Raw genomic sequence first — 26,747 nt, forward strand, 5'->3', positions numbered from 1 at the left:
GTGCTTTTTTGCAAAAGATGATGGTTTACCCGTCCATTTTAACCACGATTTCCCGCGCATCCGATAAACCGTGATCATCCACCACGCGCACGATAAACTTCCCAGGTTTCGCGGTCCAGAAAATGGGTTTGTCTGGACGTGTTTTTGCGAAATAGCTGCCGTTGATAAACCAGTGTATGGCTGCAATATCGGCATCGGTGACTGCAATCAATGGGATTTTAGTTTTTTCGATGGCATTGACTCTGACGATGTAACTTAATTCAGTTTGCGGGGAGACGATCTGTGGACTCAAGCCCTTGGCGGCAGTCAGTGCACAATCTGGTGCATAAGGCGGCGGGGTGCGTCTTTGTATGCCCGCTTGCTTGAAAATTTTGGCCAAGTCTGTAGGCCAGAATTCATAAATTTCAAAACGGGTATCTGCATCAAAATGGCAAGCGCGCAATCCAGTTTTTTTATCAATGGCTACTTCGCGATAAATCGTATCTGATTTGATTGGTGATTTACCCGGAATAAACCAGGTGAGTTCTGTATCTTGGCAATAACGGGTAGGCAGCAAGCCGGATGCTTTGCAGACTGGGATTTTTTCTAAATTCATAAGTTCCGGATGCTTTGCCAAGGCTGCAAGATTTTTTCCCTGCTCTTGTTCAATAGCGCTGACCAATTCAAAAAATAACGGAGCTGCGATGTCTTTGCCTATGAAAGCCGGATTGCTTTTATTATCGAAATTGCCTATCCACACCGTTAACACATAAGGGCCAAACGCCCCGATAGTCCAGGCATCGCGGTAACCCGATGACGTGCCTGTTTTCCACGATACCGGTAGATGGGACTGCAGCGAAGTAGACGAAGCTGACCGCGGGCGGGAAGTGTTGGTTAAAATATCCAGCACTAAAAAACTTGCTTCTTTGCTCAATAAACGCTTTCCCCAAACTGTATCCACATCTTTCCGCATGCGCAAAGGGCGCCACATGCCGTCGTTAACCAACATGGCATAAAGACTGGTCAATTCTTGCATGCTAATTTCCGCCCCCCCTAGACTTAAGGCAAGCCCGTAATAAGATTCGGATTTCAAGTTGCTGACAGCCGCTTCTTCCAAAAGTTGGTATAAAGTTGGATTTTTTAGTTGGTTTGCTAAATAAATAGCGGGAATATTGCGGCTTAATACCAAGGCATCCTTGGCTTTGACAGGACCCATAAAATCATAATCAAAATTCTCAGGGTTATAGCTGCCGAAACTGTGCGGGACATCTTTTAAGACAGTATTGGGATGAATGATCCCTTGTTCAAAAGCTAGCGCATAAATCAAAGGTTTTAGGGTGGAGCCGGGCGAGCGTTTGGCTTCGGTCCCGTTTATTTGTCCCTGGATATCCCGGTTGAAAAAATCAACGGAGCCTATGAGCGCTTTAACGCCCATATCACGGGTATCTACCAGTAAAACCGCGGCATTATGAACGCCTAAGTTTTTTTTGCGTTGTATATAATTGCGGGTCATGCGCAGTAAAATGGTTTGCATACGCGCATCCAGCGTCGTGGTGATTTCTTGCGGCTTTAAGGAAGGATTTTGCAAAATACCATTGACCATATGCGGTGCAATAAATGGCATGTCCTGCAATTTACGCATTTGCAAAGGTAAATTAATAAAAATTTTTTTATTTGCATCTTCTGGGTGTTCTTTTATCCAGCGTGCGAATAGTTTATTGCGGATCTCCCGAAGCGCTTGATTATGGGGCGTGCGCTTATTGGGATTTTGCGGGATAATACTCAGGGTTAATGCTTCAGGCAAGCTGATTTTCCCTGCTTTTTTATTAAAATAAATCAGGCTTGCAGCACCTACTCCCTCAATGTTATTGCCGTAAGGCGCGAGGTTTAAATAAGCTTCCAGGATTTGATTCTTGCTGTAATGCATTTCAAGTTGTATAGCCCGTATAATTTGCAAGATTTTCCCTGACAAAAACTTGGAATTAATGCCAAAACGGATGCGCGCCAGTTGCATGGTAATAGTGGATGCACCCAAGCGATGCCGTTTGGCAATGTAAGTTTCCCACCCAGCTTTCAAGGTAGCAAAAGGATTGATGCCATAATGCCAGTAAAAAAACTGATCTTCTTGCAATAGAGTCGCTTCAATGAGCTCTGGGGAAATTTTATGCAAAGGGGTGAACAACCGATATTTCTCGTCACGGCTTAATGTTAACCGCAATAAGTGCTGTTGTTCATCATACACCGCAGTCGAGAAATGGGTACTGGCCAATAAGGATGGCACGGGTAAGAAAAATAATATGGTTGCGCCACTGACAAAAAGGAAAACCAGAGTTATGCTAAGTAGCTTTATAAATGCTTTCATGATGACTGAATCATGCGCGCGGCTTTAAACATGGTTTCGGTGGTTAAAACTATCACGGAACGGGCAGTGTTTTACAGCAAATTGGATTATATATGAATAAAAAATCATTGGTTTCCGAATTGTTTTCACGCATGGGCGCTTTTTTTGCAATGATTGTAGGCCGTATGCATTGGAGCAGTCCGCCCTGGATGATTTTTTTACGCCGCCAAGCTGCTGCCAGGCCGGCTGCTTTTTGGACGGTTATGGTTGCTACTCTTTGTCTATTGGTTGCCGCAATTTATGGTTATTGCTGGTATAAAAATCTTCCTAAGCCGAAATTACCTACAGCATACATAACGGCACCTAAAATTACGCCATTACGTGAAGAAGCCCTAATTCCAGACGATTTGATCATTGATTTCGGCAGTAAGGATGCGGAAGGCGAGTTGCTGCCGAAATCGGTTGCCCCACTGCAATTGATCGGCAAAAATGTGCCACAAGGTATTGAATTATCGCCCGCGCTAGAGGGGGAGTGGTATTGGCAAAGCGACAGCCGCTTGATTTTTACCCCAGCGAAAGATTGGCCAGCGGGGCAGGATTATACGGTCCGCTTTGGCGAAGGCGTTTTAGCTGAACCTATTCGCTTGCAAAATCCGGCCTATTCCTTCTCTACGCAGCCGTTTACGGCAGAAATCAGCCAATTTAAATTGCATCAAGACCCCACCCAGCCCAAATTATTACAAGCGGTAGCCACCATCCATTTCAATTATCCCGTCGAGGTTAACAGTCTTGAAGGTAATTTATCCTTATTGTTGCAGACCTTGCATAAAGGCAAACTGGATAAGGAAGCAAAACATTATAAATTCACCTTGGATTATGATCAGCATAAACGGATTGCTTACTTGCGCTCCGAGCCATTATCACTGACGGATACTCCGCAATATTTGGTGCTGGTCATTGGTGAGGGAGTGCGTTCAGTCACAGGGCCGGGCATGATCCGGCATACTGTTTCCAAAAATCTTTTGCTTCCTGATATGGGCAGTTATTTCAAGGTGGCCGCCGCCACGGCTGCTATCGTACGCAATGAGCAAGATCGCCCCGAACAAATCCTGGCCCTGGAGACCTCAGCCGGGATAAGTGAAACCGAGCTTAAAAAGGCATTGCATGTGTATTTGCTACCGCAAAATTATCCGGCAACTGCCCACGCAGAAGAAAAAAAGAATTATGAATGGCAAAATCCCGGGGAAGTAACTTCTAACATTCTGCAATTAGCCACCCCACTTAAGATGGAAGCCATCCCTGCCGAGCATAATTATGCAACCCTGCACAGCTTTAAGTTTAATGCGCAAACGCCGCGTTATATTTATCTTAAACTGGACAAAGGCGCGCGTGCCTTGGGTGATTTCGTACTGACGCAAGATTACACTGCCATCATCAAAGTGCCACCGTACCCGCAAGAAATCAGTTTCCTACATAAAGGGGCGTTACTTGCGTTAAGCGGTGAGAGGAAGCTTTCGGTGTTAATCCGGGGATTGCCGGCTGTAAAATTCGAGTTTGCCCGCGTATTGCCTGACAACATCAATCAACTCGTTACGCAGACTGAAGGAGATTTTAATAATCCATATTTCATTAACCAAAGCTTTGATCAAAAAAATATCAGTGAAATCTTCTCCGAAATTCAGCAATTTGATGCTTCTGATTTAACCAAACAACAATATACGGCTTTGGATTTTACTAAATATTTGGCCAATGCAGCCAATACAGGAGGCCCGCAAGGTTTATTCTTGCTGCAGGCGCAAGGCTGGAATCAGGAAACTCAAGAGCCGTTGGATGTACGTGCCAATCGTTTAGTGCTGGTGACCGACATGGGATTGGTCGTTAAGGACAATCAAGACGGCAGCCATGATGTATTTGTGCAATCCATCACTACGGGCACGCCGCTGCCCAATGTAAATGTGACGGTTTTGGGCAAAAATGGTTTACCCTTGCTTTCCTATGCAAGCAATGAACAGGGACAAGCGCATTTTCCGGTGCTGACTGATTTTGTGAATGAGCGCGAGCCTGTGGTTTATTTGGCAAGTCTGGGTGCTGATGTATCCTTTATTCCCTATAATAATGTGAACCGCCAATTAAATTACTCACGCTATGACGTAGGTGGTATATATAGCGCGGGGCAGGAACAACATAGTTTAAGCGCCTATGTATTTTCTGACCGCGGCATTTATCGCCCTGGCGATGAAGTGCATGTCGGGGTTATTGTTAAGCAAGCGTATGCGCAACCGCAGCCCCCCGGCTTTATTGTACAGGCTACCGTTTCTGATCCGCGTGGCATGACGGTGTTTGATAAAAAATTTACCGTTGATGCCCTCGGCTATTTAAGCTTTGATTTTCCAACGCATGCGGCTTCTCCTACCGGCGATTATTTTATCAGTTTATATATTGTTAAAGATCAACACCCTGAAAGCCTGCTGGGATCGTCAAGTATTCGCGTGGCTGAGTTTCTGCCGGATAGGATGCGTATTAAAGCAAATATTCTGCCGCAATCGATTAATGGCTGGGTTTCTCCAACCAATTTAAAAGCTAAGGTGCAATTGTGGAATTTGTATGGAGCGCCTGCTGCTGAGCGCCGTATTAGCGGCAAAATTTTACTTGAACCCAAAGCGGTGGAGTTTAAAAATTATCCTGATTATGTCTTTGCCGATCCCCTCCTTGATCCTAAAAAGCCGGCTAAAGTGTTTACCGATAATTTGGCTGATGCAAAAACCGACATGCAAGGTGTCGCTGAATTTCCTTTGCAGCTTGAGCGTTTCGATAAAGCCACTTATCAGCTGACGTTTTTTGCCGAGGGGTTTGAAGCCGACGGTGGGCGCAGTGTGGCTACACGCGCTACCACTTTGGTCAGCCCTTTGCCTTATTTTGTGGGGTACAAGGCGGATGGCGATCTAAACTACATCAAGCAAAACAGCCAGCGCAGCGTGAATTTTATTGCGATAAATCCCAAGCTGCAACAACAAGCACTTGGCGGCATGACATTGCAATTAGTGGCCTTGCAGCCTGTATCCACGCTGATAAAAAATGACAATGGCACGTATCAATACCAATCCATAATTCAAACGAAAGTGCTTGCGACCAAGCCATTTGCCATTGCTGCAAAAGGCAGTGCTTTTGATTTGCCTACTGAGCAAATTGGTGACTTTGCGATTAACGTGCTGGACAAAGACGATACTGAGCTTAGCCATCTTAAATTTAGTGTGGTAGGAGCCAGCCAGAAACCTTTGGCAAAAAATGCTGAATTGAGCGTGAAGCTTGACCGCACGGATTATAAAGCTGGCGAGGAAATCGAGTTGCAAATTACTGCTCCTTATACCGGCTCTGGTTTAATTACCATAGAGCGGGACAAAGTTTATGCAGTGCAGTGGTTTAAAACCGGTACCAGCAGTTCTGTACAAAAAATTCGTATCCCTAGCGATTTTCAGGGGAATGGTTATGTAAATGTTGCTTTCGTGCGCGATTGGAATTCGCCGGATATTTTCATAAGTCCGCTAAGCTATAGCGTGGTGCCGTTTAATGTCGATCATGACCAGCACGCCATGCACATCAATTTGCACGTGCCTGAAACAGCAAGACCGGGCGAACCTTATAAAATGGAATATTACAGTGATAAACCGGGAAAAATTATTGTATTTGCTGTGGATGAAGGCATTTTACAGGTGGCTCGCTTCACCACTCCCGACCCGCTAGGGTTTTTCTTCCAAAAACGCGCTCTGGAGGTATTAACCCAGCAAACGGTAGATCAAATTTTACCGCGCTACATCCGCGAGCGGGAACTTTCGGCAGCAGGAGGTGATGGTGGTGAAGACTTGTTATCACAATATTTAAATCCTTTTAAACGCAAAACGGATCTGCCTGTTGCTTTCTGGTCTGGCATAGTTGACACCGACTCCAGCGTGCGTCAACTGGTGTATGAGATACCGGATTATTTTAACGGGACGTTGCATGTCATGGCGGTGGCTGTGGCATTAGACGCGGTGGGATCTGCAGAAAAGACTTCGGAAATCAAAGGCGATTTTATCATCAACCCAAACACGCCTACTTTTGTAGCCCCTGGCGATGAGTTTGTAGTAACTGCCAGTGTTGCTAACAACATCAAGGGTGCTGGCAATAGCGGTAAAGTTGCAGTAGAGCTTAAAGTAAGCCCTGAACTTGAAATCATTGGTTCGGATAATGAATTATTGATGATTGAAGAAGGGCGCGAGAAAACGGTGCAGTTCAAATTGCGGGCTACTACCTCTGCCTTAGGTTCTGCACGCATGACATTTACCGCCAGTCTGGGCGGCAAAGCCAGTGAAATGGATGCTACCGTAAGCATACGCCCTGCCACTCATTTTTCCACCACGGTTACAAGCGGCAGCAGCAATGGCGTTGAAAAAACCATTGCTGTTGATCGCAATTTATACCCGCAATACCGCCAAGTCGATGCAGCCATGTCAAGCAGTCCGTTAATTCTGCTCGCTGGTTTGCAACGTTATCTGGATAATTTTCCATATGGCTGCACGGAACAGTTAGTCAGTAAAGCATTCCCACTGTTAGCTATCGGTGCACATCCCTGGTTGGTGGATGATGCACAAAAGGCAACGGAAAAAATTACAACAACCATTCAAATGTTAGGCCAACGCCAAATGGTGAACGGCGGTTTCAGTTATTGGCCTGGCTTGGGGGAAAATGACAGCAATACCTTTGCTTCCGTGTATGCCATGCATTTTCTGACTGAGGCAAAAGAACAGGGTTATCGCATCCCTGATGATTTATATAATGGCGGTCTTTCCTCCCTTAAAGATTTAGCGGCACGCAATGCGTCTGATGTGGATATGGCGCGGTTGCAGGCTTATGCTATTTATGTGTTAACCCGCAATGAAATGGTCACCACGAATTATTTGACCAATTTGCAGCTGTATCTGGATAAGGCAGCTCCGCAAAAATGGCAACATGAGTTAACCGGCGCATACATTGCGGCTAGCTATAAAATGCTAAAAAATACAAGTGAAGCCGAACAGTTGATTCGGCAATATGAAGCTGACAGGCAAATGCGCGATCGTTTTGCTTTTTATGATAACCACGTCGCCAATGCACAATACCTTTATCTAATCGCCCAGCATTTCCCTGAGCGTTTACCTGAAGTAGGAAATAATCTTCTCAAAGGTTTGGTTTCCGCTGTAAATACAGATGACATCAATACGATTCTTTCTGCCTATACAAGTCTTGCATTAAGCGCTTACGCAAAGACACAGCAAAATAATGCAGAGGGGTTGGTGATCCGCGCTGTATTGGCAAACAAAGAGCAGGAAACGTTGGCTACTCTTAAAGATACTTATGCGAAGGTCAGTGTGCATGAGGAGGTAAAATCGATTATTTTTGCCAATCCGGAAAAGCACACTTATTTTTATCAACTCAGCCAAGCTGGATTTGATAAAAGCTTGCCCACTGAGGCTCGCCAACAAGGATTGGAAATCCATCGTGAATACCGTGACAGCCAGGGTAATATCATAGCCAGTGTGGCGTTGGGGGATGAGGTTGAAGTGCATATCCAGGTGCGCAGTTTGAATGATCAATTTATCCTCAATGGAGCCATTGTTGATTTATTACCAGGTGGTTTTGAGGTACTCCGTGAATCCATCCAGGGGATGTATTTTGATTATGTTGATATTCGTGAAGATCGCGTGGTATTTTTTGACAGTTTTGATTCTGCAGCGAAAGAATTAGTATACCGCATGAAAGCAACAAACGCTGGCAAATACACGGTGCCGCCGCTTTATGCGGAAGCCATGTATGAACCCAGCATAAAAGCAAATACTGCAGCTGGCAAAATAACGGTAACCAAACCTTAAGCTTAATGTGCTTGTATTCAAATTATTTGAATACAAGCTTTAACTTGCAGTTATTCAACAGAATTGGTGCGAAAACTTTTAACTCTTTCCTTTGTTTCATTATCGACAATATAACCGTAAAAATGCCCTGTCTTTCCATGAGCTTGGGATAGCATCCAAATATAAAGTTCTTCCATGTCATTCCCAGTTTTCCTCGCGATTTCTTGCGAATCAATGGATAAAACAGCTGTGTATGTAAACATCTTTTTCCTTTGCCGGATAAATCAAACCTGTGATGCCTGATTGATAAGCAATTCATGATTATAAAAGGTAAATAGCTTATGCCAGGTCATCTTAATTATGGCACATTTTTATACAAGTGCAGGGGCATTCTAAAAATAAAAAAATGTGCACAAGCCTTGTGCACATTGAGGATTAGAAAGTTAGGCGTTGGCCTTGTTTTGGAATTATAAAGTGAATGCCTAAATTATTTTTTTCTTGTAATTGCTGCAAAATTTGGTTTGCAAGCTGGTTAGCCTCATTGCTTTGCTTGATGTGGGTTACAATTACATTTAAACCGGAAACAGCACCTTGCGGGTGTTTAGGGTTGACGAGGTGAGCAAGAATATCTAATTCTTTCATCAGCCATTTTGGTGTCATATGCCCAAATAGCAGTGTATCAGGACGTTCGTTTGCATAGGAAGATTCAATGAATAATGCAAGCAGCTTCTTTTTCTGCAGCAAAGGCGTAATTTTTTCCCATAATGCCCTTAATTTATTGCCATGCTCCACCGCATCAGGACCTGTATCACCCAAATAGAGCAGGTAATAACCTGCTGCCTCCAGCAAAAATGCAGTAGATGGATGATTCCCATGATTCAATGGAAAAGCTTGTACACGCATTGCGGTGTTTGGTATGGCTACGGTTACGCCTTCCTGCAAGCGTTGATAATGATATTTTTTAAGGAGGGGAGGGATGCCTTCATTTGCAAAGTTAGGCCAAATTTTCCAATTGAACAAATGATCACGTAAATGATTGATGGTTACATCCGTGCCTAAAATAGTTTTCCCGGTGTCCATTGTTGAGCAAATGATAAAGCCGCTGATGTGATCTAAATGTGCGTGCGAAACGAGCAGCGCAGCAATATAATCTTTAAATTTAATTTTTTTTATCTGACTGCAAAAAGTGCCTGCGTCCAAGGCGACCCAGTTATGGGAATTCACTGGGGCAACGAGATAGGCGGATAAATTGTCTTCAAGTTCACCACCTCCAGTGCCTAAGGGAATAACTTGGAAATGCATGCTTGTGCCACCAAGTGGCCAAGCCTGGTTGGCAAAAGTCCATAATAAAACTAAAAGTTGTGCAAAAACTTTCATAATTTACTCAAAAATTTGCGGTTAGCATGGCAAATGTATTTAAGAATATTGAATAATGTACTTACAGTTGGCTTATTTTTATTGCAGTTCATAGCCATTTTTTCTTTTTAAAATACCGGAAAGGCAGCCACGCTGAAAAAAACATTAAAATCAGAGAAACCGGATAGCCGATGTAAGATTTCAATTCCGGGATATGCTGAAAGTTCATGCCATAAATACTGGCAATTAAGGTAGGGGGCAGGAAAATGACAGCGGCTACTGAGAAAATTTTAATGATGCTATTTTGTTCAATATTAATAAGACCTAACGTTGCATCGAGAAGAAAGTTGTATTTAGTAGAAAGGAAGGAAGCGTAATCGCTCAATGCAATGACGTCTTTGCTAATGATGTTTAGAGCAGGGCGGATGCTGGTAGCGAGTGTGAAATGGGTCTGCTCCAGAAAAGAGATAAGGCGGGTAAATGAGATTAAACTTTCACGGACTTTGGTCAGTAAATCGCCACTGGTGCCGATGTTTTGCAAAACTTGCTTATAGTCTACATCCTGAATGATGGCATGGTTTTGCTGCTGCCGGAACACATAGGCAGATGTTTCATCAAATTTATGGCTAATTTTCTCTAAAATATCGGCCAGGCGATCAATCGTTGCCTCCAGCAAGCCAACTAATAAAGCTTCCCCATTTTGTTCTTTTTTCGAGCGAAGCAAGTGAGCTGAAAATAACTTGAAGGCGTTTAATTCGATGTAGCGTACGGTAATGAGTTTTTGTTCAGTGAGAATAAAAGTAACAACGTCTGTTTTCACTCCAGGGGATTCGGAATAAGCCACCATGGTTGCCGTCATGAATAAGGCATTGTTTTCAAAATATAAGCGGCTGGATGGCTCGATTTCTTCAACTTCTTTTTTAGTAGGATATCGAGCTTTAAGTATTGTTCAAGAGCATGTTCCTCTTCCGGCGTCGGATGAATCAAGTCAATCCAGACTGCGCTTTCAAGCTTTTCTGTGTCTTGCAAAGACAATTCTTCAGCTTGAATCCCTGCTTGTGTTTGCAAATAAATAACTACCATGCCGTTTACTCAATTATTCATGAAATAACGAGTATGCGCTTTCAAAAGAACGCCGTAAATACTTTGCCATTCTTTGCTGTGATGCCCATGTTTTATCAAGCATTAAACCAATAACTGCAGCGCGCAAGAAGAGTTTGTATGCCTATTTTACCCTCTACAACAGGCGTGCCTTGGCCAGTGCCGGTACCGCAGCTTGGACAGGTAAGCGTCTTATTAAATTTTATTTGGGAATAATCATACCCTATACCAATAGAGAAATGGGGGGTGAGTTTGCGATCCACTCCGGCGCCCAACACCCAACCAGGCCGCCAGCTGCGTGAGCTCGATGCACTAATGCCCACGAGGGTGTCTCTAAGCGTTAATTTAACATTTGCAATGGCTAGTCCGCCATTGACGTTAAAAAGCCATTCGTCATACGCATAGCCGAAACGTCCTTTTAAGGTTCCCAAAGCATTGAGGTCGGAAGTGTAGCGATCGATCGCAAAGAAAGGGCTGACACGCGTTGGATTTAAATCTGCAGCCATTAAAGCGCCTTCAATCCCAACAAACCAATCGTTTGGCTGATAATTATAGCCAAGGTTAACACCCCCAAGAACGCTTTTAGAATTGAAAGAAAAATCTGTTCCTATCAGCATGGGGCCCAACGTATTAAAATAATTAAGATTGGTATAATTCCAATCTTGTTCGCCCCAGGCTCCGCCTAGAAGTCCACTGGCGTAAAAGCCGTCCCAAGGAGCAATTGGTGGCAGACTGCCCATCATGCCGGCTTGTGCTTGCATGCAGACTAGAGTAAGCAAGCTTGAAAAAAAGATACGGGGGCCAAACTTGGAATAGGTCTTCTGATACATCTTTTCTCCTTAAAATCCATGTAAAATTCCTGAACCCGATGGACAGCCACGTTTGCATATTTGCAGGCCTTAATGCCATGGCTAAGCCAGGCTCAAATCATGGTGTGCGCCATACGTTTTGGGTAAGTATTTTAAAGCCATAACAAACGATATGAAGGCACATGCCATCACATAATAAGCAATCATTAAATTGTCGCTAAAATGATTGATTAACCAGGTATTCAATGCAGGGGAAAAGCCGCCGGCGGTTGCCATGCACAGATTGTATGCAAGGGAAATGCCCGTATAACGGCCTTTGCCAGGAAACATTTCAACAATAACCACCGGCATTACGGCTTGCTCGGCACTATAAAAAATCACCAGGGGAAGCAAAACCCACCATAATGGCGTGGATTGCAAGAACCAAAAACAAGGGACAGCAAACAGCAAATAACCTGTTGTGGCAAATATCAGCACAGTTTTGCGCCCATATCTGTCAGCAAGAAGCGCAAAAAATGGTAGAAAAATCAAAGATAAAAGAATAAATAAAATTTGCATGTGATAAGCCGTATGCATGGATACGTTCAAATAGGTATACATATAAGTAGAAAGGTACCCCATCAGGGTATAGCTTCCGCACGCGCTGATGACCAATAGTAAAATGACATGCAGCATGCGCTTGCGTTGATGCTTAATAACATACGTTACCGGATGATAAGGTTCTGTGATATTTTTTTGCAGAGTTTGAAACGTTTCGGATTCAGGCAAGTCGCGCCGCAACCACAGCCCGGTTAAACCCAATACCCCACCTGAAATAAACAAAGCTCGCCAGCCATACGCCAGAATATTGGATTCTGACAGGCAATGAGTAAGCAGCGCACAGGCAACCACGGCGATTAAAACGCCGATATTACAGCCATTATTCGTCATGCTGCTGATGTAAGCGCGTTGCTTATTTTGCGCTGCTTCGGATAAATAAATCATTGAACCTGCGAATTCACCTCCGATGCAGAAGCCTTGCAGCAAGCGGCAGATAACCAATAGGATGGGGGCAAGTATTCCTATTTGCTGAAATGTAGGTATTAATCCGGTAAGTACAGAAGAAATCGACATTAAGAAGATCGTAAGCTTTAAAGTTTTTGCACGGCCAAAACGATCGCCCAAATATCCTAAAATAATAGAACCCAGCGGACGGATGACAAATCCTGCGGCGAATACCAGTAAAGTGGATAATAAGCCTACGCCGGGATTTTGTGTGGGGAAAAATAATTGGGCAATGATTGGGGACAAGTAAGCGAATAAACTAAATTCATACCATTCAAGCACATTGCCGATGATGCAGGCAGTAATATTGCGATTCAAGCGCATGGTTGGGTCCCCTGATAAAACGGACCCATTTTATTTTTAAATGTTGTGAAAAACAATGCAAAATGTAGGGGAATAAAATTTACCAGTGATTTTTTCTTTTAGGGCTCATTATGATTGCAAGCATTGATGCTTCTGCCAGGAAAGTTGTGAAGGTATTCAATATTGAAAGCAGCTGCAGGTTTCCCTGCCAATTTAATACATATAGTGTATAATATTTTTCTACTATGTAAGTATTTATATTTTTTTGTTAATTTAACATACTAAAATTTTTTATTTATTTATGAACCATATCACATTTTTCAATAAATCTTCGCGTAAACTGACATTTCAACAGAAGCTAAAAATTGCAGTTAAATCAATCAGGGAAAAAAAATCATTCATTGCCGAAAAAGTTTATGAAGCCATCAAGACTAAACAAGTTTCGCTTCACTCGTTTAAGCAATTATCAGCAGAGCACTTTTTAGAAGTCAGGAAAGCCATTGCAGAAAGTAGTGAAATTGAACTTCCTGAACAATACCCGCCCGCAGAGGAAACCTTGAACATCATAGAGAACAAACTGGGAGGGTTTATCGTTCATGATTGCATTTACTTATGCTCCCGCGGCTCCTCAAGGCGGATTGCTTTAACCATTGTTCATGAAGTTACTCATTATCTAAATACCGACATTTGGGAAGAAGAATTGACAACCAAACAATGCGAAATAGCATGCTATCGTGACGAAGTACGTTCATTTTTGGCTGAAGAAGCATTCGCCAAGGGGTTTTGTTTGACGCGCAATGATGTAAAAAAAGTCCATGAAAAAGTTACAAGATTGTATCCAGAATATGTAGCCGCGGGTGAAAACACCAAAGCCATAGGATATGTTTTTTCAAGTTTTGATACGCCTAGACTTTAATTCTGGCATGGTTTCAAGAGTTGAAACAAGCGGTTTCAACCTGTAATTCCCAGGTATTCAACATGCATCCACAATATTCTAATAATTTTTTTAAGGCGGCTGCCACTGCTAATTTCTTCGAAAAATTAACTTCAGCACTCACAGTGATTAAAAACAATAAATCGTTGATTGCTGGTAAAGTATATAGCGCCATCGTATCGGGCGAAGTGGCGCTTAAGCCATTCGCTGAAATGACAGAAAGGGATTTTTTTCATATAAAAAAGGGTTTGCAGATTCTCAGAAATATCGAGCTTCCTGACTTATTTCCTCCGGCTGCAGACACGGTAAAACAAATAGAATCCATGGCCCAAGGCGTTTTGCTAACCCCTAATATTTATTTAAATTCAGAAATGAGTACAGCTGATCTGGCTCTGACCATTGTGCACGAGGTCGCCCACTATTTAAACACAGCATGCTATGAGACAGAAATAGAAAAAGCCAGGGCGATTGCTCCTTACTTGAATGAAGTGCGCTCCGTTATGGCGGAGAAAATGTTTAGCAAACAATTTTGCCTTACGCGAAGCGACATAAAAAGAGTGCATGAAAAAGTGTGTGCTATTTACCCACAATTTGTATTGCCCAAGCAAAATATGGCAGAAATTGGTTATGTTTTTTCGAGTTACGATGCACCGAGAATCTAACCTGGATATTGGGTACCTTGCATTCCTTGTTTAATCACGTTTTTACAGCAAGAATTTGCAGGCACCAAAAACTGACTGGTATAGCATCTGCAGCACAACCGGCTTGTTGGCAGTAGGCAGTTACAAAATCATTTAGGAATTCGCTTTTCCGCTCGGCAGGAACTTGTTTAATATGCGCCCCGGCAGCACTAAAAAAGCGCTCCAGCTCGTTTTTTGAATGACACACCCTGCCTCCACCATATCGGCGATTTTTTTAGTGATTACCCCATCACCACAGCCGATGTCTAATATTCTTGCTTTAGTATCGAAAGAAATTTTGCTTAAAGTTTTCATGGCAAAATGATATTGAAGCGAATTATTCTGGCTGTATTTATCCGGATTTTGATATATATGGGCATTCATAGTGGTTTTTTTATCTGAAAAGCAGCAATTATTGCATAAAATTTGCAGCGTACCCTATGCTTATCATGTTTGTTTTTAGAGCAGAAAAATTTTTCCCTGATGAAGATAATTTATTGATTTTAAGATAATATGTTAAAAATTTTTTATGGATAAAAAGATGAAATTGCAAAGGATTACTACAGCTTTCATGTTGTTTTTTTGTTCTTCTGCTTTTGCACTGGGTGACTGGTATGATGATTGGAGCAGCTCATTTACCCGGGTGATCACGCTTACAGGAGGAGTAGCACTGGCTAACCCTGGGCAAAATCAGACATTTTATTTATCACGAGTTGAAAATATTCCCATTATTGGCGTCAGCAGTACTGGCGCCCCCGTTATTATTGGTTCGATACCGGTTACGAATACGTTTTCAAATACTTACAATGCGCATAAAAAAACAGAAGTAATGGGTACGGGGGAAGTTTTTTTTGCCCTGCAATGGCCCTTTCCTAATGGTGTGCTCAACCAGCTTGGGGTCGCTTTTGGCGGCGCAAGTGATGCCAATATAAAAGGCACGGTGAGTGTAAATGCCGTTCCCACCGGCTCAAGCTATCAATACAATGTGAATCATGGAAAAGCAGTCATTCGCGATAAATTAATTTTTGCTCCTTTTTGGAATTCAGTGCAACCGTTTTTAACAGGTTCCTTGGGGGCTTCATTTAATAAATCACACGGTTTCAGTACAGCGCCTACAGTCGATCCCAATTTTTCAGCCACTTGGTTTGAGAATAATACGCAATCGTTCAGTTTCACCTACAGCGTGGGCCTTGGTTTGCAAAAATGCCTCAATAATAACTGGAATATATCGCTAGGTTATGAGTTTGAAGATTGGGGGAGAAGCAGCTTAGGGCAGGGGATTGTTGGCACACAGCAGAGTATTGTTGTATCGGGAACTTCGTTTGTAATTTCTCAACCGATTACGTATAACGGACCAAGTTTATCGCATCTTTATACGCATAATATTTTATTAAGCATTAGCTATTTATTTTAAAGCAAGAGACTAATATTAAGAATGCAACATTTACTTGGACGCTTCTAGGTGCTTATGTCAAATTAATTCGGGGATATTTATGAAAGCCTTAATTTATACCACAGCTACTTGCCCCTACTGCGTGCGGGCCAAGCAGCTTTTGCAGGCAAAAGGGATACCTTACACAGAAATTCGCGTGGATTTGGATGACGCGGAGCGTGAAAACATGATAGCCCGTTCCGGGCGGCGTACCGTACCGCAAATCTTTTTTGATGAAGAGCATATTGGCGGTTGCGATGACTTGTTTGCCTATTTTAAGCAGTCTGGGCAGTAGAATTCTTTTTAAGGTTGATTTGCCTGCATGCTCAGAAAATTTCGGCCTCTTATATTGAGGCCGAAAGCTCTACCGACGCGTTAACTGGTTGGAAGGCTCTCCACAGTTAATCGTTTTCTTTTGTACTGGCACGGGTGTAAAAAAACGACCAGTAAAGCTCGCCTGATTTGACAGTTGCTGCGTTTCAGCAGAGTGATTCAATGCATTGTTTGCCAGTTCTTCATGCATTCGGTATACCCTGTGTTCCGTTTCTGGGTTATGCCGCGGTGCTACTCCCGCTCGTGCATTAGCAGTGCTGGCTGCGGCGGCTGGCGATGCATAAGATGCGAATGATGCTTGTAAAGCTGGATGTGCAAGGGTTTTAAAGTCTGCTTGCGCAGGCAGGTAGCTAACCCCTGTCTGATTGGGAAAGGGAACTTGCATTGGCGGCGGATTAACTGTAGTTGGCGTGGAAGCCGGCATGGGCAATATGGGGTTTGGGAAACCAGTTGGAAATGGGCAGCGCTGCGGCAGAAAAGGGCCTAGGATTTCCTCAGGGCTTGGTCTTGGATTTGGCTTTCCTGGCCAATAAGGTGGTAGATTAAGAAAATCCTGTGAAAAATAAGAAGTTAGTGGATTAGTTTCTGTCTGCGGCAACTGTGGCTGCCCTTGATATCCGGCATTTATATTTTGTTTCATAATGTCTTAAATGAATGGGTTGGGAATTTGGCAATTATATGAGAACAACAGGGAAAAGCATATGAGAAAGCGGATACCTGATAAAATATTGCAAGCCTACCGGTTAACAAGTTTATAAATAATACAATATTATTAAGATAGGATTTGTATTCTGTTGTATAATTATCCTTATTGCTTTGATAATTGATAGTATGCAACAGCCTGAATCTCTCAAAGCGGCAGTCCCGTGGCTATTCAGAGCCAGTAAAGATGAAAAACAGATTTTAATTTTGGGTACCTGCCATGCTCATACCCTGGATGTATTTTCCCCGCAAATTCAAAGTTTATTATGTAAACCCAAGAAATTATTAATGGAAAGAATAAACTTCTCGGTACCGGAAATGGTAAAGGATTTTATAAAATTACCGCTTAAGATTTATAAAAGGAAGGTTGCCGAAGAAAGCAGGTTTTTAAAGTTATCTTCTGCAGAGCAAACCTTTATTAAGGAAAAAATTTTACATCATTTACAATTTGAATTAAGGCAAATAGGTGAAGATCTTGCCAATGTAAAGGATGAGCTTATATTCGGGATGATTCATGGAATTTATACCCAGACAGATGGCATAAATTCCATGGATGTACAATTAAGGGAAGAATATAAAAAGGCGGGGAAGGCCATCGTCGGTCTTGAAGAAAGCAGCGATCTTTTCTCACAAATCTTACATTTCTATGCACGTAATTTTGCACAAAGCACAGATAGCTTAAGTACGGTGTTGCAAACACTGGTGCAAAGGGTAGGTGCTGCCCGGAAAAATTATCTTAAAAAGGATTTTTTGTGTGAAACCAGCAGTATTCCTGTGGCTAAAAGAAACCAAAATTGGTTTTATCGAATCCTGCAAGAGCTTGCTGAAGATAGTAATATGTTGCTTGCCGTGGGTTTGGCACATTTAACCGAAAAAACAGCAGGATTGTTAAGCTGGTTTAAAAGTCAGGGTTATGCGATTGAATTAGCTGATAATGAGGGAAATTTTCGCGTATTTTCCATGCAGGTTTATTCTGCAGGAGCAGAGGTTGGCATAATGATCTCGCAAAATTTTTTTTCCCTGCCCGCATATGAGCCTTATCAGTTTACTGGCAAGCTCGAAGAAGCATCTGATTTACAGTTACAAATTTTGGTTACTAAAAACCAGATTAATCCTGCTTATATTATGGCCATAGCTGCCGAGGCAATTAAAAGAGCTCAGGCGAGCCCTGAAAAAGTTTGGATTGTCCACAATGTCATTGGCCATTGCGCCAATCCAGAATTAAAAGAAGAAATTGAAAACCGCTTTAAGCAAATTGCCAGCTATAAGCCCTATTAATCTATGGGGCATACCCGAATAATATGGCCGTCAGGATCTTTCGCGAGGAAAGTGCGGCCAAACACTTCAGTAGATGGTTCTTGCATGATATGCATATCGGGAAGTTTGCACCAGATTGCAAATAAATTGTCTACGTCTGCATTTGTAGGCAGCATGATTCCTATTTCCGAAAAGCGCTCGCTACTTGTGTTTGGCGGTGTTCCCCCAGTCCAAATAGCAAATAATGCCTCATTTCCGGCAGCGAATGCTACGTAGCGCGGGCTTGAAAATACGGGCTCAGCATTGAAAATTGTTTTGTAAAAAAGAGTGGAACGTGCGATATCTGAAACGTAAATCAATTGTAAATTGGCTTTAGGGGAAAGGGACATTTTTAAGCTCCTGTGGATTGATGATGGCTTAAGCTTAAGGGATGCTGCTGCCAGTTTTTGTCAGTAGCCTGATGTATTTATTGTTGCGGAATGTTGTTAAGCGCTCGCCATTTCTTTAACAAAGTTTGCCGGCGTTGCGGATAACGTATATCTACAAGCTCCAATTGCAGGAACCGATCCGTGCGAAAGTGGCGAAAATCCTGCCTTAACTCACACCATGCAACCATCAGTTGGATTTCATCAAAAAAACCAAGTGCGATGGGCCATAAAATGCGCTCGGAATAGTTGCCTTGTAAATCTTGATAGTACAGTTTTAATTTGCGTTCGCGCCGGATCGCTTGACGGATAAGAATCAAATCAGTGTCTTTGCTTTTCTGGTGTTGTCCGGGAGGAACCAAAAGACTTGAGGTTTCCAGCTGGGTTTGTAATTCTGCAGGCAAGATGGCTGCGATTTTTGCCAATACGTTTTGCGCCGCAAATTTTAATTGCGAGTCAGCGCGCTTGGTAACCCAACGCGCTCCCAGAACAATCGCTTCAATTTCATCTTCTGAAAACATTAAAGGGGGTAGCATAAATCCTGGCTTCAAGACATAGCCCATGCCAGGCTCGCCTTCGATAGGAGCACCAAAAACTTGCAAGGTAGCAATGTCCCGGTAAAGCGTACGCAGGCTTACGCCTAATCGCTCAGCAAGAATTGCCCCACTCACTGGAAGCCGGTGACAGCGTAAAAGTTGAATTAAAGCAAATAATCGTTCAGTTCGAGACACAGACTGCCATTGTAATAATGTTGGGGTGGCCACAATAAGGAACTGGCATTTTAAATGAAATTGCCGGCTTTCGCACTTTTCTTTAATTGCAGGCAGGTTATGAAAATTATCATGAAGCTTTGGCAAAGATCGCTTTGAAATAGCGTTTTAGAATAATTTTTTATTGATAAACGATAATTTTTATTTATAATACGGTGGTGTTTAATTTAAAGGAATTGCCATGAAAAAAATACAACGGACCAGCCGCCTTTTGCGTCTTTTCTTTACCTTCATTTGTTGGGCTATCCCTCTGACTTCCGCTTATTTTATTCTTTTTCACCTAGAGCGTATCATTGAGTGGGGAGCCTGGTCGCCGATGATATCATCCAAGCATATACAAGGTACTTCTCATTACTCCCTCATCCATCGCTTTATCATTTTAATGATTCAATTATTGCCCTTGTCGATCACCGTACTCATTTGCAATAAGTTGGCCAAATTATTTGGCTTGTATGAAAGAGGAGAGTTGTTTGAAGAAGAAAATATAAAATTAATCAGAGCGATAGGAATTTACATGATACTGGGGGAGCTGGTGCAATTAATTTATCAACCCATGCTTACGGCGGCACTGAGTTTTAATAATCAGACAGGCGAGCGGGTTATAAGCGTAACGCTGGGCACCACCAATATTGCTACTTTGTTAACGGCTTGTATTATTTTGGTAGCCTCCTGGATCATTAAAGAAGCCAATCAATTAAAAACTGATTCTCAGTTAACAATTTAAGGATGTGTCATGCCAATAATTGTTAATTTAGACGTGATGATGGCCAAGCGGAAATGTCGCCTGAAAGAATTGGCAGAAGCCATAGGAATTACCGAAGCTAATTTATCCATTCTAAAAAATGGCAAGGCAAAAGCGCTGCGTTTTTCGACACTGGAAGCAATTTGCGCTCATTTAAATTGCCAGCCCGGCGATATCATTGCCTATATGATGGATGAACATGACTCGTCGCTGTAAGCGAGTTTAATGCACTTTTGCCCAAGGTGAATTGTGCCTGTATGCTTATGGGCACAAACTTTGTTTCTTGCCTCTTGCTCACCATCTTGCAAAAACCAGCCATGTATTGGCTGCAAAAAGTAAAATCACTCCCCTTTAGATTTTTGCAGCACTGGGCTTATCCGCTATTGTGTGCTTATAATTCCACATTTTGAATACTGGCAACTGTAAGAAGATATTTTTAGTTAAAACAAGCGGTTAAGCATGCATTGCTTACGGAAAAAGGGTTAATGCTTGCATCTTAGTAAATAGATGGCGGAATGAAAAGAATAAAACTTGATACGTGCAACGATAAAGCAAAGCTTTGCCAGCTGAAAATTTAAGTTAGCCGCGTTTGCTTGCTTTTGGCAGGCATGAAGGAATTGCTTTTGACGAATAGGGAAAAATATATGGTACAAACTGTGCTTGCTGATTTTGAGGTTACTACTTCTATTCCCAAGAAGGATTTACAAATGGAAGAAGTGCATTCACAAATTCACAACATAAAAAAGCATCTTGATGCAATGATCGATACTACTTACCATAATTCCAGCATGATAGGCAGGTGGGCCAATTTTTGGGGAGGTGAGGTGCCTCTTTGGCAAAAAATTCTGGCTGGGGTTGGTTTTTTCGGGACTTTGCTGGCATTGGGAGTTTTGGGGCATTTGTTGCCGCTCATTTTGATCACCGTGGTTTCTGCAGTGGCATATGGGATTATCAGTTATATCTTTGATGAGCACTATGAAAGCGCGAGGATATCCAAAGACAGTCTTAAGAAAGGCATTTTTGGATTAGTAGGAGTTTTAGGTGGGATTATTGAAAATTTACAACAGCTTAAAATACAACTGAGCCAGGAAGTTGAGCAATTTAAGCGGGAAAATGAAAAGTTAAACTGTTCCACTGCAGAATTAACGCAACAAGTGCAGTTGCTGTCGCAAGACGTGCAGGGCTTGGCTGAAGTTCAGGGTGAATTTACGCAATTAAAAATAGCATATTCACAGTCATTGGCAAGATTGGAAGAATTTAAAACAAAAACAGCGAAGCAAATTGAAAATTTAAAGGAAATAAACAGTCAATTGAGGGGGATTGCGGGTGAGATATCGGATGCTTACATCCAAGATAATGAGCATAAACAAATGTTTGTTATGCAATTGCAGCAATTTGTAAACCATGGTACGGAAGAAGCAATTAAAAAATCTGAAGAATATATTTTGCTTAAACAAGAATTGGCAGTAATCAAAAAACAGTTGCAAGAGAGTGGGACACTTTATGAGCAGTTAAATTCAAATCATGAAACATTTCTTAAGAAATACCATGAAGAATTAAAACAATTGCAGGCATTAAAGCCAAATGATAACCCTGTTTCCCAGGTACAGCCTTTCAGCTTTATGCAAGCCCCCAGCCCAAGACTACTGCAAATGTGTGCTGAAAAAGAAGACGAAACCGTTATTTCCCTTAACATATAAGCTTGGCAAGAGATGAAAAATTATTGTACATCTAACCAGAGGATTCTTTTTCAAGGATTTTAATCTTCTACTCACAGAGTTATACACAGATTTTGTGGATAACCATTTTCCCCAATGAAAAAAGAAAATACGCCATGCCCCTTGTATTTACTGAGGGTTTAAAAATTTAAAACAAGGTGTTTTGCAGAAAGCGCGGCATGAGAAAAAAATTATCCACAAATAAATTCATACGGATCTCTTTTCGCAGAGCGTAGATGGTAACTAAATAAAAACAAAAAAAACAGTCTTGACGAAGTAACAAAATATATGATGTGAGCAGCGAACGAAGTTTTTTATTGGTTAGTTCTTATATGAATTATTTGTAAAAGCTTACCTGCAAATAACTTAAGCCTGCTAGTTTTAATAGCCATGACAGGCACAAAGGCTGCGCAAGTCAATCCACTACAATGACTGCAGCTCCGGTAAACCGGCCATGGCGAAGATCATCGAGAGCTTCATTGGCATGCAGCAAAGGGTAAAGATGGATTTCTGTCTTCACCGGAATCGATGGCGCCAAGGTTAAAAATTCTTTACCATCTTTTATCGTTAAATTGGCTACAGAGCATAAAGTGCGCTCACCCCACAAAATGGCGTATGGGAAGCTTGGAATATCACTCATGTGAATCCCCGCACAAACGACAGTACCGCCTTTTACAATATTGCGCAGAGCCAAAGGGACAAGCTTCCCTGCCGGGGCAAAAATAATGGCAGCATCCAAAGGTTTCGCAAGTATTGTCTCAGCAGCGCCAGCCCATTTAGCACCCAATTGATAAGCAAAAGTTTGCGCGGCTTTATCTCCCAGGCGCGTAAATGCGTAAATTTCCCGCCCCTGTTTGCGGGCTATTTGGATTAAGATATGAGCTGCTGCACCAAATCCATAAATGCCTAATCGTTGCGCATCTCCTGCCTTTAGCAGGGCACGATACCCAATTAAACCGGCACAGAATAAAGGAGCCGCCTGATAATCAGAATAGCCTTCTGGTATGGGAAAACAAAAACGATAATTGGCAACTGTATATTGTGCAAAACCTCCGTTTATTTGATAACCCGTAAAACGGGCAGCATCACAAAGATTTTCCCGCCCGCTGCGGCAAAATCTGCACACCCCGCAACTTCCACCAAGCCATGGCACACCGACGCGTTGCCCGACGCTAAAACCAGTCACTTTATTTCCCATCTTCGCAATGGTTCCAACGATCTGATGGCCAGGAATAAGGGGCAAGGCTGGCTGATTTAATTCTCCATCGACCACATGCAGATCCGTGCGGCAAATGCCGCATGCACTGACTTTAATCAGAATTTCATCTTCTTTTGCTTCCGGTCTTTCCACCTCAGCATACTTTAATTTTTGCCGGGGTGCTTCCAGTATCATCGCCTGCATAGACCTGGCCTTACATTCATAAAAGATAATACTTTGAGCATAGATTATTATTGTGCAAGAGAGGATTGCCGCAGTTTCGGTATATTTGCCAAAGATATTAACCATTTATTCTTTGGCTATTGGGACAGGCAAATTGGAGCGCTCAGAATATTTAAATAGGCAATTCATGTTCAAGCCATTGGTAACAGCGAATCTTAATTTGCTCTGCCAGTGGTTTGTGAAGCCGCATGGAATAAAATGGTGGCCAGATGCACTTGCACCCGATGGTCCTGCTAGATTAAGTTTGAGTTTCAGCAATGATGCTAGAAAAGAGGTATATGAATGAATGCAAATGGCAATGCTTTAATAAAAAAGGTTTCTGCTGGTATAGATATGCAAATGTGATTTGCTAGTCGGCATCAAGTATTTGTAGAAAGGTAACACGTCCCCATTCCTGAGGAAGTCGATGGGCTCGATTTAAGTAGCGTTCATTACCTCTTGCTTTTAACCAGCAACCTATAGGTACCACGCGTGTTCGTTACCCAGAGGATTTTGCTAAAATTGAACGAGTGGCTATTCTAGAAGCGCTACTTCCTCTACTGTATGCCCAGGTTTTTTTCGTACTAATCCTGCTGCCAAAATGCAAGCGACGATAATTGCTCCACTGATCAACCATGCTACAGGCCTTATTGAGCCATTGAATGCATGCATACCAAGCCCAACCATTACAGCGATGACGACGTAACGTAATGCATTACTCATACCTGTTGCAATGCCACGCATTTCCGGGTACACATTCGCAGATTGTATCCCGTAAATAGAGGCAGCTAAGGTAATACCGGCGCTTAAAATAACCATTGCTACACAAATTAAAAATGGATTGGACGTTGTATAGCAGGCAAGCAGTAATAATATTGCGCCTAGACTGCTAGTGATTAGCCCCATATATTTTGTTTTATTCATCCCGTATTTTTCAATGATCCCAATGCTTAAGAATGAAAATAAGGCAAAAGATCCCGGCGCCATGGCTTGATAAAAACCGTAACTAGTCTTAGAAACTCCCAAAAAGTCGATAAAAATAAGAGAAAGATTTGCAGTAAATAAAATAAGCGTACTAAAAAGGATATAACATACTAACGCAGCACCCATATAAGGGAAACTGCTTAGCACGATACCATAGCTTTTGAGAATGCTGGGGATGGATAGGGCGCTGCGTTCACCACTCGGAAGGGTTTCATCAATGAAAAGTATACTCCCAACCAGAGAGGCAGTGGTGAGAATGGCAATCAGTAAAAAAGTGGATTGCCAACCGAAATAAATGTTCAAAAAGGAGCCCAAAATCGGAGCTGCTGCCATGACACCAGCAATAAAAAGATTCATGCCCGCACACAATTGAGCGACCTTTTGCGGAGGGTATGATTCCAGTAGCATGGCAAAAGTAACTACCATCGGCGCTGCAGCCCCGATTCCTTGTCCTAAACGGCAGAGAAGAAAAATATCAAAATCGGTTGTGCAAAGACAACCCCAGCTGGCTAAGGTTAATAATCCAAGCCCAAGTTGTAGTATGCCTTTTCGCTCAAACACATCGGAAAGAGGGCCAAACAGCAGGCTACCAATAAAAATACCCACAAAATTGATGCTTAATACGTTTTGAATAGCATCCGCAGTACTATGGAAAAAGAGTTTCATGTCTGGGAAAGCAGGTACATAAATGTCGGTTTCCATGCATACTGTTGTATACATAATGGCGACCATCACCAATAGCATGAGATTTTTTTTATCAATCATGTGGGACCTTGTTTCATAATCTAGACGCATATTGCCACACTGTAGAGTAATGGCAATGATTTAATCAAAGGAATAGATTGTAAGTATTTTTTAATTATTCACTGGGAAAGAAGCGTTTTCCGCATTGCGATAATCAGGGAAAGAGCAGTGTGTATGTGCAATTTTCCAAACACCATCTTCTTTTTCAGCAATCAACGTACCTCGTAAATGTGCAAAAGTATGTTTGGTACCATCAATGGTTATGTGAGCATTGCAAATTGCGGCAGTCCATAAAGCATCCTGTGGGGTAGGGACAAATTTTATGATTTCAATTTCACCATTTTCTGACTGGCTCCAATCCCTGAGTAATTGCATTTCAATTTCCTCTAAGCCTTCGCGGTATTCATCAAGCCCGGAACCCCATAGATTTGCGTTTTTGGTAAATAAGCTCAATAAAAAAGACAAATCACGCTTTTTATAACCTTCGCAAAATTGTCTAAACAGTTGTTCAGTAGGCTTTTCTGTTATTTTCATAATGACATCTCCATATTAATAAAAGTTGAGGTGATTATAAAAGGTTTTAGAAGGTGAATCTGTCCGTAATATGCCCGGACATTAAGGGTGCATCATCCTTTCAAGTTCAGCATAAGATACGTAACCAGTGCGTTGTTTTACTCTGCTAAGGTAGGTTTCTACCGTTCGTGAGGAGATTTCTAGTATGTGCGCAATTTGTTTATAGGAAAAGCCCTGCAAAACAAATTGTAGGCAGGCCAATTCTTGTGTTGTCAGATAAGTGGTTCCTGCTTTGCCTGTAACTTTAATTTTTCCCTGGCTTAAGCACATGCCTTGATAATTTACATCCCTATAGGCTTTCGGTAGAGCAATAGCACTCTTGTCCATAATGTGCAGTAAATCTTTGTTTTGTTTATCAAAGTCATAAATGAATTGTTCTATGACTTTTAGTTTGTTTAGATAAAACGAACCAGGATTGAAATGTTCATGCGGTAAGGCGACAGCGATCATATCATAATAATTTTTAGTACGTCGCACCAAGGTTAAGCCATTATGAAAATTAAATTTCTCTCTGGCCAGTTGTAAGGGTGCTGTTGGAGGTAATGCTTCATCCCATAGAAACCAGTAGAAAGGCACATTTTCATGCTCTTCTTCAAAAGAAGAAAAGACAATGGGTTGATCATGATAGTCTTTAGTATGTGCAAACAAGCCTGGATTATTCGTTAAACAGTTTATTGAACCATCCGCATAACAACGAAGATATTGAAAATAATTAAACCCAAAGGTTTCCAATAAGAAAGAACTCGCTTCTTCTACTTTGTCTTTCAAAATAAAAATGGGATGGTCTAAATCTATTTTAATAGGCATCTAGAGTCCGAATTCCCCAACAGAAGCGACATTAATTTCGTTTAAGTGTGCCCAGAGAAATGATGAAGAATTTTTGAATTTTTACTATACCAGCTGAGCTTGGCTCCTTTGGGCAATCTTAGAACTTTTTTCATCGCTCCATCAAGTGAAATTATTAAATATTTTTGGTTTGGTGAATAAAACTCAAAATATTGCTTTATATTAAAGTCATGCAATTTACCTGGTAGCTTGTAAACATCCTAAGTAATTGTATTTCTGCTTAAAATCATCCAAGCTTGCCTAAATTCCTAAGTATTAAATGTTGCAGTTGTAACCCTCCCGTAAAATAGCACCATTTAAAACTAGAGTTTCTCCGGCATAATAGGCAAGAGGAGGAGAAACGATGAAACGCAGCCGATTTACAGAGCATCAGATATTAAATATTTTAAA

At 42.0% G+C, this 26,747-nt stretch carries 24 protein-coding genes; 9 read left to right on the forward strand and 15 right to left on the reverse strand.

The window, feature by feature from the left end; all coding sequences use genetic code 11:
• Window positions 1-25 precede the first annotated feature (25 nt).
• Window positions 26-2,341, reverse strand: coding sequence for a penicillin-binding protein 1C (pbpC, locus tag ELY11_RS00955; protein WP_126953306.1), 2,316 nt, complete (start codon window positions 2,339-2,341; stop codon window positions 26-28).
• Window positions 2,342-2,433: 92 nt separating this feature from the next.
• On the opposite strand from pbpC, the gene ELY11_RS00960 reads away from it, so the two are divergent.
• A complete protein-coding gene (locus tag ELY11_RS00960; protein WP_127032327.1) occupies window positions 2,434-8,205 on the forward strand; it encodes an alpha-2-macroglobulin in 5,772 nt (1,923 codons plus the stop codon).
• A 50-nt stretch (window positions 8,206-8,255) separates the two neighbouring features.
• On the opposite strand, the gene ELY11_RS00965 is transcribed toward ELY11_RS00960, so the two are convergent.
• The 6 genes from ELY11_RS00965 to ELY11_RS00985 form a co-directional block, all read right to left on the reverse strand.
• Window positions 8,256-8,447, reverse strand: a complete 192-nt coding sequence (locus ELY11_RS00965) for a hypothetical protein (RefSeq protein WP_126953308.1) — start codon at window positions 8,445-8,447, stop codon at window positions 8,256-8,258.
• 172 nt (window positions 8,448-8,619) lie between these two features.
• Window positions 8,620-9,561, reverse strand: a complete 942-nt coding sequence (locus tag ELY11_RS00970; protein ID WP_126953309.1) for an MBL fold metallo-hydrolase — start codon at window positions 9,559-9,561, stop codon at window positions 8,620-8,622.
• Window positions 9,562-9,649: 88 nt separating this feature from the next.
• Window positions 9,650-10,399, reverse strand: a complete 750-nt coding sequence (locus tag ELY11_RS00975; RefSeq protein ID WP_233579536.1) for a CorA family divalent cation transporter — start codon at window positions 10,397-10,399, stop codon at window positions 9,650-9,652.
• The gene (locus ELY11_RS12455) at window positions 10,396-10,623 is read right to left on the reverse strand and encodes a hypothetical protein (RefSeq protein ID WP_199741498.1); all 228 of its coding nucleotides are present in this window, start codon (window positions 10,621-10,623) and stop codon (window positions 10,396-10,398) included. Before ELY11_RS12455 ends, ELY11_RS00975 begins: the two co-directional genes overlap by 4 nt.
• 95 nt (window positions 10,624-10,718) lie before the next feature.
• Entirely contained in the window at window positions 10,719-11,471 is a 753-nt protein-coding gene (locus tag ELY11_RS00980; RefSeq protein WP_127032328.1) for an outer membrane protein, read from the reverse strand.
• Window positions 11,472-11,552: 81 nt separating this feature from the next.
• On the reverse strand, window positions 11,553-12,818 hold the full coding sequence (locus ELY11_RS00985) for an MFS transporter (RefSeq protein ID WP_126953312.1): 1,266 nt from the start codon (window positions 12,816-12,818) through the stop codon (window positions 11,553-11,555).
• 280 nt (window positions 12,819-13,098) lie between these two features.
• Between ELY11_RS00985 and ELY11_RS00990 the strand changes: the two genes are divergently transcribed.
• Window positions 13,099-13,713 (forward strand): hypothetical protein, encoded by a 615-nt coding sequence (locus ELY11_RS00990; protein WP_127032329.1) that lies wholly within the window; start codon window positions 13,099-13,101, stop codon window positions 13,711-13,713.
• 62 nt (window positions 13,714-13,775) lie between these two features.
• The gene (locus ELY11_RS00995) at window positions 13,776-14,393 is read left to right on the forward strand and encodes a hypothetical protein (RefSeq protein WP_126953314.1); all 618 of its coding nucleotides are present in this window, start codon (window positions 13,776-13,778) and stop codon (window positions 14,391-14,393) included.
• Between the two features lie 34 nt (window positions 14,394-14,427).
• Here the strand turns inward: ELY11_RS00995 and ELY11_RS01000 are convergent, their stop codons facing one another.
• A complete protein-coding gene (locus tag ELY11_RS01000) occupies window positions 14,428-14,619 on the reverse strand; it encodes a hypothetical protein (RefSeq protein WP_126953315.1) in 192 nt (63 codons plus the stop codon).
• A 333-nt stretch (window positions 14,620-14,952) separates the two neighbouring features.
• Between ELY11_RS01000 and ELY11_RS01005 the strand changes: the two genes are divergently transcribed.
• Both ELY11_RS01005 and grxC read left to right on the forward strand, forming a co-directional pair.
• Entirely contained in the window at window positions 14,953-15,825 is an 873-nt protein-coding gene (locus tag ELY11_RS01005) for a hypothetical protein (RefSeq protein WP_127032330.1), read from the forward strand.
• Between the two features lie 79 nt (window positions 15,826-15,904).
• Entirely contained in the window at window positions 15,905-16,138 is a 234-nt protein-coding gene (gene grxC, locus ELY11_RS01010; protein WP_126953317.1) for a glutaredoxin 3, read from the forward strand.
• Between the two features lie 69 nt (window positions 16,139-16,207).
• Here grxC and ELY11_RS01015 read toward each other — a convergent pair whose 3' ends face one another.
• Window positions 16,208-16,816, reverse strand: a complete 609-nt coding sequence (locus ELY11_RS01015; protein WP_126953318.1) for a hypothetical protein — start codon at window positions 16,814-16,816, stop codon at window positions 16,208-16,210.
• A 191-nt stretch (window positions 16,817-17,007) separates the two neighbouring features.
• On the opposite strand from ELY11_RS01015, the gene ELY11_RS01020 reads away from it, so the two are divergent.
• Window positions 17,008-18,156, forward strand: a complete 1,149-nt coding sequence (locus ELY11_RS01020) for a TraB/GumN family protein (RefSeq protein WP_127032331.1) — start codon at window positions 17,008-17,010, stop codon at window positions 18,154-18,156.
• Here the strand turns inward: ELY11_RS01020 and ELY11_RS01025 are convergent.
• Both ELY11_RS01025 and ELY11_RS01030 read right to left on the reverse strand, forming a co-directional pair.
• Window positions 18,153-18,524: a VOC family protein gene (locus ELY11_RS01025; protein ID WP_126953320.1), complete on the reverse strand. Its 372-nt coding sequence runs from the start codon at window positions 18,522-18,524 to the stop codon at window positions 18,153-18,155. The two genes, ELY11_RS01020 and ELY11_RS01025, sit on opposite strands and share 4 nt — an antisense overlap.
• 77 nt (window positions 18,525-18,601) lie before the next feature.
• Window positions 18,602-19,291, reverse strand: coding sequence for a helix-turn-helix transcriptional regulator (locus tag ELY11_RS01030; RefSeq protein WP_126953321.1), 690 nt, complete (start codon window positions 19,289-19,291; stop codon window positions 18,602-18,604).
• Between the two features lie 220 nt (window positions 19,292-19,511).
• Here ELY11_RS01030 and ELY11_RS01035 point away from each other — a divergent pair, with 220 nt between their 5' ends.
• The 3 genes from ELY11_RS01035 to ELY11_RS01045 all read left to right on the forward strand — a co-directional run bounded on the left by ELY11_RS01035 (window position 19,512) and on the right by ELY11_RS01045 (window position 21,772).
• Complete coding sequence (locus tag ELY11_RS01035) at window positions 19,512-20,054, forward strand: DUF2975 domain-containing protein (RefSeq protein WP_126953322.1); 543 nt, start codon at window positions 19,512-19,514, stop codon at window positions 20,052-20,054.
• A gap of 9 nt (window positions 20,055-20,063) precedes the next feature.
• Entirely contained in the window at window positions 20,064-20,288 is a 225-nt protein-coding gene (locus tag ELY11_RS01040; RefSeq protein ID WP_126953323.1) for a helix-turn-helix domain-containing protein, read from the forward strand.
• A 428-nt stretch (window positions 20,289-20,716) separates the two neighbouring features.
• Complete coding sequence (locus tag ELY11_RS01045) at window positions 20,717-21,772, forward strand: synaptonemal complex protein 1 (protein ID WP_127032332.1); 1,056 nt, start codon at window positions 20,717-20,719, stop codon at window positions 21,770-21,772.
• A 433-nt stretch (window positions 21,773-22,205) separates the two neighbouring features.
• Here ELY11_RS01045 and ELY11_RS01050 read toward each other — a convergent pair whose 3' ends face one another.
• From ELY11_RS01050 to ELY11_RS01065, 4 genes are all read right to left on the reverse strand, one after another.
• Window positions 22,206-23,192 (reverse strand): zinc-dependent alcohol dehydrogenase family protein, encoded by a 987-nt coding sequence (locus ELY11_RS01050; RefSeq protein ID WP_127032333.1) that lies wholly within the window; start codon window positions 23,190-23,192, stop codon window positions 22,206-22,208.
• Between the two features lie 552 nt (window positions 23,193-23,744).
• Entirely contained in the window at window positions 23,745-24,959 is a 1,215-nt protein-coding gene (locus tag ELY11_RS01055; protein WP_158615157.1) for an MFS transporter, read from the reverse strand.
• Window positions 24,960-25,049: 90 nt separating this feature from the next.
• A complete protein-coding gene (locus ELY11_RS01060) occupies window positions 25,050-25,472 on the reverse strand; it encodes a nuclear transport factor 2 family protein (protein WP_127032335.1) in 423 nt (140 codons plus the stop codon).
• Between the two features lie 81 nt (window positions 25,473-25,553).
• Complete coding sequence (locus ELY11_RS01065; RefSeq protein WP_127032336.1) at window positions 25,554-26,318, reverse strand: helix-turn-helix transcriptional regulator; 765 nt, start codon at window positions 26,316-26,318, stop codon at window positions 25,554-25,556.
• Between the last annotated feature and the right edge of the window lie 429 nt (window positions 26,319-26,747).

It is taken from the genome of Legionella septentrionalis (assembly GCF_003989745.1).
Taxonomy (GTDB): Bacteria; Pseudomonadota; Gammaproteobacteria; order Legionellales; family Legionellaceae; genus Legionella_A; species Legionella_A septentrionalis.

Coding starts and splice junctions, on each gene's coding strand:
- ELY11_RS01035 (WP_126953322.1), top strand. CDS start 19,512: ATGAAAAAAATACAACGGACCAGCCGCCTTTTGCGTCTTTTCTTTACC.
- ELY11_RS00995 (WP_126953314.1), top strand. CDS start 13,776: ATGCATCCACAATATTCTAATAATTTTTTTAAGGCGGCTGCCACTGCT.
- ELY11_RS01045 (WP_127032332.1), top strand. CDS start 20,717: ATGGTACAAACTGTGCTTGCTGATTTTGAGGTTACTACTTCTATTCCC.
- ELY11_RS00960 (WP_127032327.1), top strand. CDS start 2,434: ATGAATAAAAAATCATTGGTTTCCGAATTGTTTTCACGCATGGGCGCT.
- ELY11_RS00975 (WP_233579536.1), bottom strand. CDS start 10,399: ATGACGGCAACCATGGTGGCTTATTCCGAATCCCCTGGAGTGAAAACA.
- ELY11_RS00970 (WP_126953309.1), bottom strand. CDS start 9,561: ATGAAAGTTTTTGCACAACTTTTAGTTTTATTATGGACTTTTGCCAAC.
- ELY11_RS01025 (WP_126953320.1), bottom strand. CDS start 18,524: ATGTCCCTTTCCCCTAAAGCCAATTTACAATTGATTTACGTTTCAGAT.
- ELY11_RS01040 (WP_126953323.1), top strand. CDS start 20,064: ATGCCAATAATTGTTAATTTAGACGTGATGATGGCCAAGCGGAAATGT.
- ELY11_RS01020 (WP_127032331.1), top strand. CDS start 17,008: ATGCAACAGCCTGAATCTCTCAAAGCGGCAGTCCCGTGGCTATTCAGA.
- ELY11_RS01050 (WP_127032333.1), bottom strand. CDS start 23,192: ATGCAGGCGATGATACTGGAAGCACCCCGGCAAAAATTAAAGTATGCT.
- ELY11_RS01015 (WP_126953318.1), bottom strand. CDS start 16,816: ATGAAACAAAATATAAATGCCGGATATCAAGGGCAGCCACAGTTGCCG.
- ELY11_RS00990 (WP_127032329.1), top strand. CDS start 13,099: ATGAACCATATCACATTTTTCAATAAATCTTCGCGTAAACTGACATTT.
- ELY11_RS00965 (WP_126953308.1), bottom strand. CDS start 8,447: ATGTTTACATACACAGCTGTTTTATCCATTGATTCGCAAGAAATCGCG.
- ELY11_RS01055 (WP_158615157.1), bottom strand. CDS start 24,959: ATGATTGATAAAAAAAATCTCATGCTATTGGTGATGGTCGCCATTATG.
- ELY11_RS01065 (WP_127032336.1), bottom strand. CDS start 26,318: ATGCCTATTAAAATAGATTTAGACCATCCCATTTTTATTTTGAAAGAC.
- ELY11_RS00985 (WP_126953312.1), bottom strand. CDS start 12,818: ATGCGCTTGAATCGCAATATTACTGCCTGCATCATCGGCAATGTGCTT.
- ELY11_RS01060 (WP_127032335.1), bottom strand. CDS start 25,472: ATGAAAATAACAGAAAAGCCTACTGAACAACTGTTTAGACAATTTTGC.
- ELY11_RS01005 (WP_127032330.1), top strand. CDS start 14,953: ATGAAATTGCAAAGGATTACTACAGCTTTCATGTTGTTTTTTTGTTCT.
- pbpC (WP_126953306.1), bottom strand. CDS start 2,341: ATGAAAGCATTTATAAAGCTACTTAGCATAACTCTGGTTTTCCTTTTT.
- grxC (WP_126953317.1), top strand. CDS start 15,905: ATGAAAGCCTTAATTTATACCACAGCTACTTGCCCCTACTGCGTGCGG.
- ELY11_RS00980 (WP_127032328.1), bottom strand. CDS start 11,471: ATGTATCAGAAGACCTATTCCAAGTTTGGCCCCCGTATCTTTTTTTCA.
- ELY11_RS12455 (WP_199741498.1), bottom strand. CDS start 10,623: ATGGTAGTTATTTATTTGCAAACACAAGCAGGGATTCAAGCTGAAGAA.